Consider the following 14,404-nt stretch of genomic DNA (forward strand, 5'->3'; position numbering starts at 1 on the left):
CTGACATAGCGCAAAGGCCAGAACAAAGCAAAAACAAAATCTACAAAACGGCCAAAGCCCGTTCGATATCGGCGATCAAGTCATCGGGGTCTTCGAGGCCAATATAGAGGCGCACATAGCTGCCTTCCAGCGGCGCATGGTCCTCGGGCGTCAGCTTGTGACGACCGATGAATTGCGGCTCACAATTGACGGCGAGGCTCTCATAGCCACCCCATGAAAAACCCAACCCGAACAGTTTAAGAGCATTCAGAAAGCGCTGCGAGGCCGGTTCGCCGTCGCCTCTGAGCACCACGAGAAAAAGGCCATTGGGCGCGCTGAAATCCCGGCGGAAGACGTCGCTGGCCGGATGGCTGTCCAGCCAAGGGTGGACGACGCGGATGACCTCGGGGCGCGTGGCAAGCCATTGCGCTACCTTCAAACCCGCCTCGCCCGACTGTTTAAGACGTAGGTGCAGGGTGCGCAGACCGCGCAGGGCTAGATAGGATTCGTCGGCCGAGGTGAAGAAGCCCCACGCCTTGATGGCATCGTAAATCGCCTTGGCCAGCGCCGAATCATTGACCGCCACGGAGCCAATCAGCACATCGGAATGGCCGCCGACATATTTGGTCAGAGCCTGCATGGACATATCGACCCCGTGCGCCAACGGCTTGAACAGCACACCCGCCCCGTAGGTGTTGTCGCAGAAGGTCAGTATACCACGTGCTTTAGCGGCTGCGGCAATGGCAGGGATATCCTGGATTTCAAAGGTCAGAGAGCCAGGGCTTTCGAGATAGATAAGCTTGGTCTTTTCGGTGGCGAGCGCCATCACTTCGTCAGGAGTGGCTGAGGGCGCATACCAGGTGACATCGACGCCAAAACGCGCCAGTTGGGTATCAAGGAACCGCCGCACCGGACGATAAGCCGAATTGACTGCTAGCACGTGGTCGCCGGCTTTCAGAACCGCGAAAATGGGCAGGGTTTGCGCCGCCAGACCGCTGGGCAAGATAAAGGCCTCTTCCGCGCCCTCCAGTTCAGCGAGCAGGCGACAGAGTTCGCGCTGTGTCGAAAGTCCTTCGGTTCCATAGGTCGGCTTGATATCGTCGCGATACAGCACCTCCGCGCTTTCCATCAGCACGGTCGATCCGCGCTCGACGCCCGTATTGACGGCGCGGCGGCTGCGAGGCTTATCCAGAACCGGAGAGATAACGCGGGTGGTTTCACGCATGGGAAGGGCCTTTCGTATACGATGACTGCTCTGCCGCCGAATGGCGTCAGGCGCAAGTGAAGATTGACCAGATCGCAGATTAGAACGACTAATCCGACCCGGTAAAAATCGTCGTCTGACCAATTGTCATGGATTTGGCATATGCTGCGTCATGGGGTAGGCTGTGGCGTTACCAAAAGACGCGCGCAAAATTCCTACCAAATTGCATTCGTAACCGGCCTTTTCCGTACAGGAGACCGACCATGACCCGATCTGTTGTTCTTTCCCGCCGTAGGCTGCTCCAAGGCGCGACGGCGGCTGGCCTTACGGGTTCGGCCCTGGCTCTGGCGGCCTGCGGACAAACCGGTGACGCATCGGCCAAGACTCTGCTGAACGTTTCCTACGACCCGACGCGTGAGCTTTATGTTGCTTATAACAAGCTGTTCGCCACCAAGGTGAAGACTCCCGTGACAGTCAATCAGAGCCACGGCGGCTCCGGCAAACAGACGACCGCCGTAATCGAAGGGCTCGATGCCGATATTGTCTCTCTAGCGCTCGCCCACGACATCGACGCCATTGCCCAAAAGGGCCTGATCAGCGCCGACTGGATTAAACGCCTGCCGCACAATTCGACACCCTACTATTCGACCATCGTGTTTCTTGTGCGCAAGGGCAACCCCAACGGTATTAAGGACTGGGGCGATCTGATCAAGCCGGGCATCGGCGTTATTACCCCCAACCCCAAGACTTCGGGCGGCGCACGATGGAACTATCTAGCCGCCTATGGCTGGGCCAAAACCAAGGGTCAAGAACCGGCGGCCTACATCGAAGCGCTTTACCGCAACGTGCCGGTGCTCGACACCGGGGCGCGCGGCTCCACCACCACCTTCGTTCAGCGCGGTCAGGGCGATGTCCTGTTGGCCTGGGAAAACGAAGCCCTGCTGGCATTAAAGGACAGCGGGTCCAAAGATTTCGAGATCGTCTATCCGTCCCTGTCGATTCGCGCCGAGCCGCCGGTCGCCGTAGTGGACAAGAATGTCGATAAGAAAGGCACGCGCGCACTGGCTGAAGCCTATGTGAAGGGCCTGTTCGACGACGACGCACAAAAGCTGGTCGCCGAAAACTTCTACCGTCCGGTCAGCGAAACCGTCGCCTCGCAGTTCACGCAGACGTTCCCGCAACTGCGGCTGTTGTCAGTGGACAGCGACTTCGGCGGCTGGAAAAAAGCGCACGCCGATTTCTTTTCGGCAGGCGCGGCCTTCGATGCGCTGCAAGTCAAACTGAACAAGTAAGCCCAGCCCTTTATGACCGTCAACGCCACCCCCACGCCGGGCGATCTTCCGCTGGCGACCGAAGGCTACAAGCCGCCCAAGGCGACGCACAAGGCGCGCGTCCTGCCGGGTTTTGGCCTGTCGCTGGGCATCACGCTGACCTATCTGTCGCTAATCGTGGTCTTGCCGCTGGCTGCCCTATTGGCGCGTCCGTGGGAGCATGGACTGGATGGTGTGTGGCAGACCATCAGCGATCCGCGCGTGCTGGCCAGCTTGCGCCTGACCTTCACCACTTCACTTTTGGCGGCGCTGGTGAATCTGTTTGCCGGACTGATTGTGGCCTGGGTGCTGACACGCTATGATTTTCCGGGCAAGGGACTAGTCGATGCGCTGGTCGATCTGCCGTTTGCCCTGCCCACCGCCGTGGCCGGCGTGTCGCTCTGTTCAATGTACGCCGCCAATGGATGGGTCGGCAGCCTGTTCGCCCCCTTAGGTATCAAGATCGCCTACACGCCGCTCGGTATCTTCGTGGCTCTGGTCTTCGTCGGCCTCCCCTTCATCGTGCGCTCGGTACAGCCCGTTCTAGCCGAATTCGATGCCGAGGTCGAAGAGGCCGCCGCCACTCTTGGGGCCACGCCTCTGCAAACCACCCTGCGCGTCATCGTGCCATCGCTGGCGCCGGCCCTTCTGACCGGCTTCTCACTGGCCTTTGCCCGCGCAGTCGGTGAATACGGCTCGGTCATCTTTATCGCCGGCAATATGCCCTTTGTGTCGGAAATCACGCCTCTTCTGATTGTTATCAAACTGGAAGAGTTCGATTATGCCGGGGCGGCCGCCATTGCGGTGGCGATGCTGAGCCTCGCCTTCCTTAGCCTGCTGCTGGTCAATGCCCTGCAGCTGCTGCTCTCGCGCCGGGGACGCGCTTGAACATGAGAGCCCGCGCCCCCGAAAAACCCAAGACCCCCGCCGCCTTTCTGCTGATGACGCTGGCCGCCGTGTGGATGGCGCTGGTCATCGTCCTTCCGCTGGTCAATGTGCTGGCCGAAGCCTTCAAGCAGGGCATTCAGCCCTATCTGTCAGCGATCGTGCAGCCTGACGCCCTGAGCGCCATCCGGCTGACCCTGACGGTCGCCGCCATCGCTGTGCCTCTCAATGCCGTCTTCGGTATCGCGGCTGCCTGGTGCGTGACGCGCTTTGATTTTTCCGGCAAGGGTCTGCTGTTGTCGGTGCTCGACCTGCCATTCACCATCTCGCCGGTCATTTCAGGCATGGTGTGGGTGTTGCTGTTCGGGGCCCACGGCTGGTTCGCCAGCGTGCTCGAAGCCAGTAATGTCAAGATCATCTACGCCCTGCCCGGCCTCGTCATCGCCACTGTGCTGGTTACCCTACCCTTTGTGGCGCGCGAGTTGATCCCGCTGATGCAGGATCAGGGCACGGACGAAGAAATCGCTGCCGTAACGCTGGGGGCTTCGGGCTGGGACGTCTTCTTTCGTATCACCTTGCCCAATATCAAATGGGCCCTGACCTATGGCGTGCTTCTGTGTACCGCGAGGGCCATGGGTGAATTTGGCGCCGTGTCGGTCGTGTCGGGCCATATTCGCGGCCTGACCAACACCCTGCCCCTGCACATCGAAGTGCTCTACAACGAATATGACAGTGTGGGGGCCTTTGGGGCCGCGACGCTGCTGGCGGGTCTGGCGCTTGTGACGCTGGTCCTGAAAACCCTGCTGGAATGGCGCTTCGGTGACGAACTGGCCGCCAACCGCCGCCACTGATTGAGCTTTTTATGTCTTTAGTCGTCAAAAACATTACCAAACGCTTCAGCGACTTCGCCGCGCTCAACGACGTGTCGTTCGAAGCCCAGCCGGGCGAGTTTCTGGCCCTGCTGGGCCCATCAGGTTCGGGCAAGACGACGCTTCTGCGCCTGCTAGCCGGGCTCGATCGTCCGGATACAGGCAGTATCGACTTCGATGGTCTCGATTACCTGACGCTTTCGGCGCGTGATCGCCGCGTCGGCATGGTGTTTCAGTCTTACGCCCTGTTCCGCCACATGACCGTGGCCCAGAACATCGCCTTTGGCCTCAATGTGCGCCCGGCAAAGGAGCGCCCGTCAAAGGCCGAGATTCAGGCCACGGTGCAGCGCCTTTTGAAACTGATCCAGCTCGAAGACCTCGGCAAGCGCTACCCCAGCCAGCTTTCGGGTGGGCAACGCCAGCGCGTCGCGCTGGCGCGCGCTCTGGCCATCAATCCGCGTATTCTGCTGCTTGATGAACCCTTTGGCGCGCTGGATGCGCTGGTGCGTAAGGATCTGCGCCGCTGGCTGCGCCGCATTCACGATGAGACGGGCGTCACGACCCTCTTTGTGACCCACGATCAGGAAGAGGCGCTCGACCTTGCCGACCGTGTGGTGGTGCTGAAAGACGGCCAGATCGAACAGATTGGCGAGCCGCTGGAGCTTTATCGCCATCCGCAGTCGGCCTTTGTCTTCGATTTTCTGGGCACGTCGAATCAGGTGCCGGCCAGCCTGTCGGAAGGCGTGGCCGATTTCGGCGGCTTCAGCGCTCCGGTCGTCAGCCCGAGGTCTCTCAGAGGCGCGCAGACCGTGCGTTTCCGCCCCTTCGATACGCATCTGCATCGCGAGGGGCCAGGCTTTGAAGCCAAAGTGCTGTCCCTCCTGCCCGCCGGGGCCAATCTGCGTCTGGAACTACAAAGCGCGACAGGTCAGGTGTTCGAAACCCAGCACGCTCACGACTCAGAGGCCTCTGACCTACGCCTGAACGACACGGTCTTTCTGCGCCCGTCGAAGGTGTATGCGTTTTGATCATTCGTCAAAGAACACCTTAACCACCGTGCAATCCGTAGGATCAATGATCGCATGTCCTGAGCCCCCCACGGAAAAGTTGGGCAGCTGGTAATAGACATCAACCTTATCCTTTCTGGGCTCCACTACCAATCGCTCCTCGACATGAGCAGCCTTATATCCCGGTACTTGAGCCTCTATAGCTCGCGCCCCAATAGCGAGGTAGTCGCATCGCTTAGCTACCTCAGGAGACATCGGGCTAATCTCAGGGTATTTGACCGCTTTCTCGCATCCTCCGAGGCCGCACACAGCCAGAAGAACCCCGCCAAACATCTTCATTTAGCTCTCCCTTATCGACTCAATCGTAGATAAAAAAGCCCTTCCGAGGAAGGGCTTATCTGTTACTCCGCTCCGGCCATTGCCGCCTCAAGAGCCGGTGCATTGGTACGCCACGTATCGCCGATATGATCCGCCACCGGGTCAGTGAAGATATATTCCTCACCCGCTTGCAGACCCTCAACTATGCGTTTGGCCGCGGTTTCCGGCGTTGCCTTTTGCATAGGAATATCGCGCGCCAGATCGGTGTCGATTGGACCGGGGAATATACCCAGCACCTTGACGCCCGTGCCTTTCAGGCCCGCCCGCGCCGACTGCGTGACCGACAACAATGCCGCCTTGGACGCCGAATAGCCGCCCAAAGACGCAGCGGCGACAAGGCCCACGACGCTTATGACATTGGCAATCGTACCTGAGCCCTTGGCAACCAGCTTCGGCGCAAACGCGCGCATGACCCGCAGTGTCCCATAGAGGTTGGTGTCGAAATCGGCAGCGACCACGTCCAGCGGGCTGTTAAGCACGTCCGAAAACACCGCCGTTCCGGCATTGTTGACCACAATATCGACATCCCCCGCCGCTTCGGCGACAGCGGTCACTTGAGCTTCATTGGTAATATCAAGCGCCAGCGGCACGACACGCGGGTCCGCAAAATCCGGCAGAGAGGCGGGGTTACGCGCCGCGGCATAGACCTTTTTGACGTCGTGGGTGAGCAGTGCGCGCACCGTGGCGGCACCAATGCCGCGATTGGCACCGGTAACGAGAATGACTTGGTTGGAGAGGGACATAACAGGCTCCTAGGTTTCATGCTTAAAAAGTAAACAGATCTGTTTACATGTCGCCGATGTAAACCGATCTGTTTACTTTTGCAAGCCGGCAGGCTATAATTTTTGCTCACCGGCCACTCCACAAGCTTCCCGCCCCTTGCTGTTAAAAGCCCTCTCATGACCAAACCGCAAAAAAAACAGGATATTATCAACCACGCTTTTGAGCTGTTCTATGATCACGGCTTCGGTCTGGGCGTCGATACGCTGATGGCCGATACCGGCATTTCCAAACGCACCCTGTATAAATACTTCCCGTCCAAGGAGGCGCTGATCGCCGAACTGGTCGATCACTACCGCGAACAATCCCTTCCGCAACTGCGCGCCGGGGTCGAAGCGCTGAGCCCCGATCCGAAGGGGCGCCTGATGGCCCTGTTCGATCTGCGCCAGAGCCTGTTTGCCAGAGGTTGTTTCCGTGGTTGTCTGGCCATCTCGGCGCGTCAGGAATTTGGCGGCCGTCAGCCGGAAATTGAGGCCGCCGCCACAGCCATGTTCGCCGATATGCACGCCCTCGTCCGTGAACTGAGCGCCCTTTCCGGCCATGCAAACCCCGACGCTCTGACCGATCAGGCGATGGTGCTGTTCAATGGCGCGGTTGTCGCCGCTCAGGCGACGCGCAACCCGGCCCCCTTCGACACGGCCAAGTCGGTGCTGCGGGTCTTGTTAGGCACAGATACCGCGTCCTAAGCGCCACACTTGCCTTTATACACGCGCCCCGCGCTTGACCTTCTCGTCCTGCTCCCCTACCCCGACACTGTGCAGACGGTGCCGCAGAGATGCGGCTTAAAAGGGAAGCAGGTGCAAGGCCTGCGCTGTCCCCGCAACTGTAAGCGTCGAGTGTTCCGCCATATGCCACTGGTTGTCTTTGTACCGGGAAGGCGGCGAAACGCGCCTGAGACGCGAGTCAGGAGACCTGCCCCTGCTGTCGTCCTTCGCGTGGTCGGGGTGTGCCACAAGAGCGGATAAGCCTTTGAGCGCTTGCCGAAAGTGTGACGCACTTTTCGGATGAAAAAGCGCTTTAACCAAAATCTAGAGCATGGTTTCGATGCAATCGAAATGCGCTCTGACAAAGGCCTTCCTCAGAGACGATTCGTTGTGCGCGCCGGTCCGTCCGGGGCGCTCGTCCTGTTGTGAATAGGCATAAGATCTTGAAAACCTTCTTTTGCGGCGTCGCGTTTGCCGCCTTCCTCACCTCGCCTGCGCTGGCCGAAGACGCCCCGCAAGAGGTGGTCGTCACCCTGACCCGCGAACCCGTGGCCTTGTCAAAGGTGGGGCAGAGTGTCAGCACGTTTGATGCCGCCGCCATAGAACGCAGTCAATTGGTCTTTCTTAAAGACCTGATCGCCCTCACCCCGTCCGTCTCTATCGCTCAGACCGGCGGTCACGGTCAGGCCGGCACGGCACGCTTTCGCGGCGCCGAAAGCGACCGCAGCCTGTTTATCGTCGATGGCGTGAAGCTGGGCGACCCGTCGATGATAGGAGGCGGGCTAAACCTCGGATTGCTGGCGCTTAACGATGCCGTGCGTGTGGAAATCCTGCGCGGCCCGCTGTCGACCCTGTGGGGCTCTCAGGCCATCGGCGGTGTGGTGTCGGTGACGACCCGCATGCCCCAGGCCCCTTTTGAGGCGCAAGGCTCCATCGAAGGCCTGGATGAATACGTTGTAGGCAAGGCCGGTATCGGCGGCAAGACGGGCCCTTTGAGTTGGCGTCTAGCGGCGTCGTATATCGACGATGACGGCGTGTCGTCGCTGCGCGGAGCGGCGGAAAAGGACGGCTTTACGCAGAAGCACCTCAACACCTATCTGCACTACGCCTTGAGCGACACATCAGGCCTGCGCGCCCGTCTGGCCCGCACCGAAAGCGAGTACGATTTCGACGGCTATAATGCGGCGTTCCAACTGGCCGATACCCGAGACACCGGTTTTCAGAACGAAAATCTGGCCAGCCTCGGCTATTACACGCAAGCCTTTGGCAGCGCGCTGAAGCAGACCTTCACCCTCAGCTACAGCACGACGAAGCGTTCCACCTCTGACCTCGCAAATGCCACCACCTATCCGTTCGAAGGGCGTCAGACCAGCTTCGATTACACCGGAGCTCTGGCCCTGTCGGAGTCGTCCAAACTCGTCTTCGGCGCGTCGAGCGAGCGCTCGCAAGCTATTGCCTCTGGTCTAAACAAGCGCGTCACCCTCAATGGCCTGTTTGCGCAACTGCGTCAGGAGGTGACGCAGGCCCTGACAGTGAACGCCAGCCTGCGCTATGATGATCATTCGGTCTTTGGGGGCAACTCCATCGCTCAGGTAGCCATCGCCTACGCTCTGTCGCCGTCTTTGGTACTGCGCAGCAGCCTCGGTCAGGGTTTCAAGTCCCCCAGCCTGTATCAGCTCTATGACGGCTGGTCAGGCAATCTCAAGCTCAAGCCCGAGGAAGCGACCAATCTCGACGTCGGCGTCGATTATCACGGTACCAACGACAGCCGTCTCGGCGTGTCGCTGTTCGGGCGTAAGACCGACAATCAGATCGACTATGACATGTCGTCCTTCCTCTATGGCAATATCGCCCGCACCAAGGCCTATGGTATCGAATTGGATGGCGAGACGAATCTGACAGCGAACGTGCGCCTGTCGGGCAACTACAGCCACATCGTCGCCCGCGACGATGCCCCGAGCAGCGCGACCTTCCGCAACGATCTGGGCCGTGCACCCCGTCATCTGGCCAATGCCAGCATTGAATGGCAGGCAACGGACGCCCTCGAACTGGGGGCCTCGCTACGCTATGCGGGTAAGTCGTTCGAGAATATCTACAATACCCGTCGACTAAACGCCTACACACTGCTCGATCTGCGCGCCAGCTATGCGCTGAATGAAACGATGACGCTGGTCGCGCGCGTCGAAAACGCTACGGACGAAGACTATGAGACCGCCGCCAACTACGGCTCCGTCGGTCGCCGACTGTGGCTGGGCCTGCGCGCTAAATATTGACTGAAAGAAAGGCCCGGCAGCTAACGTCGGGCCTTTTTGAACTGTTTCTTCTTGTAGCGTTTCTGAGCGTGATAGAGTGCCATATCGGCCACATCGAGGTCTGTCGGGAACGGTCCGCCCCCCTCGTCGTGATATTGCCCGTCCCACGGCTCAGGGCACAGGGCATATTGAAAAGGACGGACATCCGCACGGGTTCGACCGCAGACCGTACAATGGTTGGGTATGCTGGCCGTTGACCAGCGGTTCCACGTATTCTTGATCAGAGACAGTTCACAGCGCGGGCAACGATAGCTGGAACCTATAAAAAAGAGGCACAGGCCTGCGGCAAAAGCCACTGCGTCCCAAATTAGGTCCACATCGCCAAACAGATATCTCAGCGCCAGATTCAAAATCACACCAACGGCGGCAACCCAGATGTTTGCCATAAGACCAACGATTACAGCGCCGCCAGACAGCAGAAACATCCACAGACCGTTCATTCCACCAACCCACACCGTCTGTAACAGAGAGTTCGAGATCAGAAAGAACCCCGTGAACGAGAATCCGATCGTCCATACAAAGCGCATAATCCACCCCTCATAAACTCATGATTTGAAACCAAATCACGCAGGGCTATATAGAGGCAACTGATTTCCAGAGGCCCCACCATGACCGCCGATACCGCCCACACCTTTCAGACCTACAGCGTCACCACCCATCCGTCGCAGGGCGTGACCAACGTCGCTGCATTGCGCGCGCAGTTTGCCGGTCTCGGTATCGACGGCTTTATCGTCCCGCACGAGGACGAGCATCAGAACGAATATCTGCCTGATGCCAATGAACGTCTGGCGTGGGTATCGGGCTTTACCGGCTCAGCCGGTGCGGCCCTGATCCTTAAGGACAAAGCCATCCTGTTTGCCGATGGCCGCTACACCCTGCAATCGCGCGAACAGACTGATCCTTCGGTGTTCGAGGTCGTCGATTTCACCGCTACGGCTATCGCCGAACAGATCGCGTCTCAGCCGCGCGGCAGCGTCATCGGCTTTGATCCGCGCCTGCACAGCCCGGCGGCGCTCAAGGCGCTGCAACAGGCGGCTACCCGCGTCGGCCTCAACCTGAAAGCCGTCGATCCCAACCCTATCGACCTCGCCTGGGGCGCGGCGCGCCCGGCCCAGCCGATGACGCCGGTGGTGCCGCAGCCTCTGCAATTTGCCGGGGTGGCGTCAGGCGACAAGCGCGCCAAACTCGCCGAAAGCCTACGCCAGAAGGGCGTTGCTGCGGCCCTGATCACGGCGCCGTCGTCTATCGCGTGGCTATTCAATGTGCGCGGCGGTGACGTCATCCGCTCGCCCCTGCCACTGGCCCAGGCCCTGCTCAAGGCCGATGGCACGGCGGAGCTGTTCCTCGAACCGGCCAAGGTGACGGAAGGTCTGGGCGAATGGCTGGGCAATGAGGTGGCGCTGAAAACGCCCACGGACATCCCCGCGGCGCTAACGGCTTTATCCGGTCAGGGCATATTGGTTGATCCCAACTGGTCCTCGGCCTGGTGGGTGGAAGCCATCGAAGGGGCCGGGGCCAGCGCCGTTGCGGGCGATGATCCTTGCCTTATCCCGCGCGCCTGCAAAAACGCGGCAGAGATCGCCGGGACCACCGAAGCCCATATCCGCGACGGGGCCATCCTCAGCGAATTTCTCTACTGGGTGGCCACCGAGGCGCAGACCGCCCTGCCCTCCGAAATCGAAGTGGCGCAAAAGCTGGAGAGCCTACGCATCGCGTCGGGTTTGGTGAAGGACCTCAGCTTCGACACCATTTCCGGCTTCGGCCCGCACGGGGCCCTGCCGCATTACCGCGTCACCGAACAGAGCAATATACGCATTAAGCCGGGCAATCTGCTGCTGGTCGACTCCGGCGGGCAATATGTTGATGGTACCACCGATGTCACCCGGACCATCGCCATTGGCACGCCAAACGCCGAACACAAACGCATGTTCACTCTGGTGCTCAAGGGGCATATTGCACTGGCCACCATTCGCTTCCCGGCGGGCACAACCGGCACGCATCTCGACGTGCTGGCGCGGCAGTTCCTGTGGAACGCCGGCTTTGACTACGACCACGGCACGGGCCACGGCGTCGGCGTCTATCTGGGGGTGCACGAAGGCCCGCAGCGCATCGCCAAGGCGCTCAATGCCTATGCCCTGCAACCCGGCATGATCGTTTCCAACGAGCCGGGCTTCTATAAGGCCGGTGACTTCGGTATCCGTATCGAGAACCTGCAATACATCACCGACGCTGCCCCCATTGCCGGGGGTGAACGCCCGATGCTTGGTTTCAAGAACCTGACCTGGGCACCGATTGACCGCAGCCTGATCGAGGTGTCGCTGCTGACCGAGGCCGAGCGCCGCTATATAGATGATTACCATGCCGAGGTGCTGCGTCTGCTGTCGCCGCGCGTAAAGCCGGAGGTGGCAGACTGGCTTACAACCGCCTGCGCCCCTTTATAAAGGCTTTATATCCTTCAAAATCAGAACGGCCTGAGCCCTTATCCGGCGGTAGGTAAGGTGTCCTCGTAGCCATCTGTATGCGGAGGGACACCATGCCTACCAGCACCGTTTTTCAACCCGCCACCGACACCTTCGGTCAGTTCACCGTTTCACACAGCCCGGCGCGCGCCCTTTCGCCCGAAGCCGAAGCGCGCAAGGCTGCCCGCAAGCATTTCCTGATCGGCACGGGCTTTGTGGCCGGACTGATCGCCCTGTTTGGCATGGTGTCTGTAGCCGACCGCACCCTGTTCCCTGAACCTCAACTGACAGCGCAGGAACAGGCCTATTTCGCGTCCGCGTTGGATTGATTTTAGTCCTCCCCTGCTTTTTAAGTGGGGAAGGATAAAGCCTTACACCGCCCCGATAAAGGCCAGCCATTCGTCCTCGGTCATCACCTGAACGCCCAGCTCCGCGGCTTTCTTGAGCTTTGAACCCGCGCCCGGTCCCGCGACTACGATATGCGTCTTGGCCGAGACTGAACCCGCTACCTTGGCCCCCAACCGTTCGGCCTGCGCCTTGGCCTCATCACGCGTCATCTTCTCCAGCGTGCCCGTAAACACGACCGTCTTGCCCGACACCGCCGAATCACCGGCCACGGCCTCGGCATCCTGAACGCTGAGTTGCGCCACAAAGCGCATATAGATGCCGACATTGTGGTCATTGGAGAAGAACTCGATCAGCGCAGCCACCAAAGACGGCCCAACCTGATCCATATTATCGAGCGCCGCCTTTACCTCTTCATCCCCCGCAGCCAGCGCTATCATAGCGTCGCGGAAGGTGCTTTCAGAGTGATAGGCCCGCGCCAGCAGACGCGCCGTGGTCTCCCCCACCCCCTTGACCCCCAAAGCGGCGATAAAGCGGTCCAGCGGCAGTTGTCGGCGATCTTCAATGGCCTTGAACAGGTTGCGCGCTGAGGTCTCGCCCATGCCTTCGCGATTACGCAGCGGCGTCAGGGACGTCTTGTCGCGCGCCTCGAGCGTGAAGATGTCCGCCGGTTCACGGATTAGTCCTTCTTCGCTAAACTTTTGAAGCTGCTTTTCGCCCAGGCCCTCGATGTCGAGCACCTTACGGCTGACGACGTATTTCAGATATTCGACGCGCTGATGCGGGCAGGCGTGTTCGCCGGAGCAGCGACGCGCCACCCCCTCCTCACCTTTCAGGTTTAACTCGCGCGCCACAGCGGTTTTCAGCGGACATGGGCAGACCGTCGGAAATACATAGGGTTCCGTGCCCTCCTGACGCTCAGATAGCTCGACCCCGACAATCTGCGGGATGACATCTCCCGCGCGCTGCACCCGGACCAGATCGCCGATGCGGATATCTTTGCGCGCGATTTCATCGGCATTGTGTAAGGTCACGTTCGACACCACCACGCCGCCAACATTAACCGGCTCCAGCCGCGCCACAGGCGTCAGCGTGCCGATACGTCCGACCTGAATGTCGATGGCCTTAAGGTGGGTCAGGGCCTGTTCCGCCGGAAACTTGTGCGCAATGGCCCATCGCGGCGAGCGCGAGACGAAGCCCAGCCGGCGCTGATAATCAAGCCGATCGACCTTATAGACCACGCCATCGATGTCGTAACCGAGGCTCGACCGGTCGCGCTGAATCGCTTCATAAATCTTCAGCAAACCATCGCTGTTTTCGGTCGTGGCCGAGCGCGGATTGACCTGAAACCCCCATTCGTGGAACTTGGCCAGCGCTTCGGTCTGTGTCGTGACAAACCGCGGATCGCTGACCTCTCCCCAGGTATAGGCGAAAAAGCGCAGTGGCCGCGAGGCGGTAATAGTGGCATCCAGTTGCCGCAGCGCGCCGGACGCTGCATTGCGCGGATTGGCAAAAACCTTACCGCCCTCTTCGGCGGACTTGGCGTTCATGGCCGCAAAATCGGCCAGCGGGTAATAGACCTCGCCGCGGATTTCGATGCGTTCGGGATGGTCCCTGCCGCTCAACACGTGCGGCACGTCCTTGATGGTACGTACGTTTTCAGTGATGTCTTCGCCCGTGCGCCCGTCGCCGCGCGTCGCCGCCCGCACCAGCTTGCCATTCACGTACAGCAGCGAACAGGACAGACCGTCGATCTTGGGCTCCACCGCGAAAGCCAGCTCCTCTTCCGGCGGCAGGCGCAGGAAGCGACGGATGCTCTTTTCAAAATCGGCCACGTCTTCCGGCGCAAAGGCATTGTCGAGCGACAGCATGGGCACGCCGTGCTGAACCGGAGCAAACTTGCTCGAAATCTCGGCCCCCACCTGTTCGGTCGGACTATCGACCGTATGCAGGTCCGGATACTGCGCCTCCAGCGCGCGCAACTCCTGCTCCAGCGCGTCGTATTCGGCGTCAGTGAGTTCGGGCGCTTCCTGATTATAGTAGAGATCGCGGTGGTGCTTGATCTCGGTAGAAAGCTGTGCGTGGCGCGTCTGCGCCGTATCGGGTGGGTGTGTGGTCATAGCTTGTCTTTATCACTCCCCTGATTTGGGGGCGCCGAACTGGCGTTTCAGC

Annotated in this window: 13 protein-coding genes and 1 riboswitch; of the genes, 8 read left to right on the forward strand and 5 right to left on the reverse strand. The window is 60.1% G+C overall.

The features are described from left to right. Positions 1 to 40: 40 nt before the first annotated feature. The gene (metC, locus tag ASTEX_RS08230) at positions 41 to 1,204 is read right to left on the reverse strand and encodes a cystathionine beta-lyase (RefSeq protein WP_013479152.1); all 1,164 of its coding nucleotides are present in this window, start codon (positions 1,202 to 1,204) and stop codon (positions 41 to 43) included. A gap of 242 nt (positions 1,205 to 1,446) precedes the next feature. On the opposite strand from metC, the gene ASTEX_RS08235 reads away from it, so the two are divergent. The 4 genes from ASTEX_RS08235 to ASTEX_RS08250 are packed head-to-tail and all read left to right on the forward strand — an operon-like array spanning position 1,447 to position 5,275. Continuing rightward, on the forward strand, positions 1,447 to 2,475 hold the full coding sequence (locus tag ASTEX_RS08235) for a sulfate ABC transporter substrate-binding protein (RefSeq protein ID WP_013479153.1): 1,029 nt from the start codon (positions 1,447 to 1,449) through the stop codon (positions 2,473 to 2,475). Between the two features lie 12 nt (positions 2,476 to 2,487). After that, positions 2,488 to 3,381 carry a sulfate ABC transporter permease subunit CysT gene (cysT, locus tag ASTEX_RS08240; RefSeq protein WP_013479154.1) on the forward strand — a complete coding sequence of 298 codons (894 nt, stop codon included), beginning with the start codon at positions 2,488 to 2,490 and terminating at the stop codon, positions 3,379 to 3,381. Positions 3,382 to 3,383: 2 nt separating this feature from the next. Next, complete coding sequence (cysW, locus tag ASTEX_RS08245; RefSeq protein WP_013479155.1) at positions 3,384 to 4,229, forward strand: sulfate ABC transporter permease subunit CysW; 846 nt, start codon at positions 3,384 to 3,386, stop codon at positions 4,227 to 4,229. A gap of 11 nt (positions 4,230 to 4,240) precedes the next feature. Beyond that, positions 4,241 to 5,275, forward strand: coding sequence for a sulfate/molybdate ABC transporter ATP-binding protein (locus ASTEX_RS08250; protein ID WP_013479156.1), 1,035 nt, complete (start codon positions 4,241 to 4,243; stop codon positions 5,273 to 5,275). Here ASTEX_RS08250 and ASTEX_RS08255 read toward each other — a convergent pair whose 3' ends face one another. Continuing rightward, positions 5,276 to 5,593 carry a hypothetical protein gene (locus ASTEX_RS08255; RefSeq protein WP_013479157.1) on the reverse strand — a complete coding sequence of 106 codons (318 nt, stop codon included), beginning with the start codon at positions 5,591 to 5,593 and terminating at the stop codon, positions 5,276 to 5,278. A 62-nt stretch (positions 5,594 to 5,655) separates the two neighbouring features. After that, on the reverse strand, positions 5,656 to 6,375 hold the full coding sequence (locus ASTEX_RS08260; protein ID WP_013479158.1) for an SDR family NAD(P)-dependent oxidoreductase: 720 nt from the start codon (positions 6,373 to 6,375) through the stop codon (positions 5,656 to 5,658). Positions 6,376 to 6,531: 156 nt separating this feature from the next. Here ASTEX_RS08260 and ASTEX_RS08265 point away from each other — a divergent pair, with 156 nt between their 5' ends. Beyond that, on the forward strand, positions 6,532 to 7,098 hold the full coding sequence (locus tag ASTEX_RS08265) for a TetR/AcrR family transcriptional regulator (RefSeq protein ID WP_013479159.1): 567 nt from the start codon (positions 6,532 to 6,534) through the stop codon (positions 7,096 to 7,098). A 59-nt stretch (positions 7,099 to 7,157) separates the two neighbouring features. Continuing rightward, a riboswitch (cobalamin riboswitch) is annotated at positions 7,158 to 7,346 on the forward strand. A gap of 213 nt (positions 7,347 to 7,559) precedes the next feature. Continuing rightward, positions 7,560 to 9,389 (forward strand): TonB-dependent receptor plug domain-containing protein, encoded by a 1,830-nt coding sequence (locus tag ASTEX_RS08270; RefSeq protein WP_013479160.1) that lies wholly within the window; start codon positions 7,560 to 7,562, stop codon positions 9,387 to 9,389. 20 nt (positions 9,390 to 9,409) lie between these two features. On the opposite strand, the gene ASTEX_RS08275 is transcribed toward ASTEX_RS08270, so the two are convergent. Then, positions 9,410 to 9,955 carry a hypothetical protein gene (locus tag ASTEX_RS08275; protein WP_013479161.1) on the reverse strand — a complete coding sequence of 182 codons (546 nt, stop codon included), beginning with the start codon at positions 9,953 to 9,955 and terminating at the stop codon, positions 9,410 to 9,412. Between the two features lie 81 nt (positions 9,956 to 10,036). Between ASTEX_RS08275 and ASTEX_RS08280 the strand changes: the two genes are divergently transcribed. Continuing rightward, a complete protein-coding gene (locus ASTEX_RS08280) occupies positions 10,037 to 11,869 on the forward strand; it encodes an aminopeptidase P family protein (RefSeq protein WP_013479162.1) in 1,833 nt (610 codons plus the stop codon). 92 nt (positions 11,870 to 11,961) lie between these two features. Next, complete coding sequence (locus ASTEX_RS08285) at positions 11,962 to 12,216, forward strand: hypothetical protein (protein WP_013479163.1); 255 nt, start codon at positions 11,962 to 11,964, stop codon at positions 12,214 to 12,216. 42 nt (positions 12,217 to 12,258) lie between these two features. Here the strand turns inward: ASTEX_RS08285 and ligA are convergent, their stop codons facing one another. Beyond that, a complete protein-coding gene (gene ligA, locus ASTEX_RS08290; protein ID WP_013479164.1) occupies positions 12,259 to 14,352 on the reverse strand; it encodes an NAD-dependent DNA ligase LigA in 2,094 nt (697 codons plus the stop codon). Positions 14,353 to 14,404 lie beyond the last annotated feature (52 nt).

The organism is Asticcacaulis excentricus CB 48 (assembly GCF_000175215.2).
In the GTDB taxonomy this organism is placed as follows: Bacteria; Pseudomonadota; Alphaproteobacteria; order Caulobacterales; family Caulobacteraceae; genus Asticcacaulis; species Asticcacaulis excentricus.

What these genes read in the sequence shown, in the direction of transcription:
- ASTEX_RS08255 (WP_013479157.1), bottom strand. Translation starts at nt 5,593, where the DNA reads ATGAAGATGTTTGGCGGGGTTCTTCTGGCTGTGTGCGGCCTCGGAGGA.
- ASTEX_RS08280 (WP_013479162.1), top strand. Translation starts at nt 10,037, where the DNA reads ATGACCGCCGATACCGCCCACACCTTTCAGACCTACAGCGTCACCACC.
- ligA (WP_013479164.1), bottom strand. Translation starts at nt 14,352, where the DNA reads ATGACCACACACCCACCCGATACGGCGCAGACGCGCCACGCACAGCTT.
- ASTEX_RS08285 (WP_013479163.1), top strand. Translation starts at nt 11,962, where the DNA reads ATGCCTACCAGCACCGTTTTTCAACCCGCCACCGACACCTTCGGTCAG.
- cysT (WP_013479154.1), top strand. Translation starts at nt 2,488, where the DNA reads ATGACCGTCAACGCCACCCCCACGCCGGGCGATCTTCCGCTGGCGACC.
- cysW (WP_013479155.1), top strand. Translation starts at nt 3,384, where the DNA reads ATGAGAGCCCGCGCCCCCGAAAAACCCAAGACCCCCGCCGCCTTTCTG.
- ASTEX_RS08250 (WP_013479156.1), top strand. Translation starts at nt 4,241, where the DNA reads ATGTCTTTAGTCGTCAAAAACATTACCAAACGCTTCAGCGACTTCGCC.
- metC (WP_013479152.1), bottom strand. Translation starts at nt 1,204, where the DNA reads ATGCGTGAAACCACCCGCGTTATCTCTCCGGTTCTGGATAAGCCTCGC.
- ASTEX_RS08265 (WP_013479159.1), top strand. Translation starts at nt 6,532, where the DNA reads ATGACCAAACCGCAAAAAAAACAGGATATTATCAACCACGCTTTTGAG.
- ASTEX_RS08260 (WP_013479158.1), bottom strand. Translation starts at nt 6,375, where the DNA reads ATGTCCCTCTCCAACCAAGTCATTCTCGTTACCGGTGCCAATCGCGGC.
- ASTEX_RS08275 (WP_013479161.1), bottom strand. Translation starts at nt 9,955, where the DNA reads ATGCGCTTTGTATGGACGATCGGATTCTCGTTCACGGGGTTCTTTCTG.
- ASTEX_RS08235 (WP_013479153.1), top strand. Translation starts at nt 1,447, where the DNA reads ATGACCCGATCTGTTGTTCTTTCCCGCCGTAGGCTGCTCCAAGGCGCG.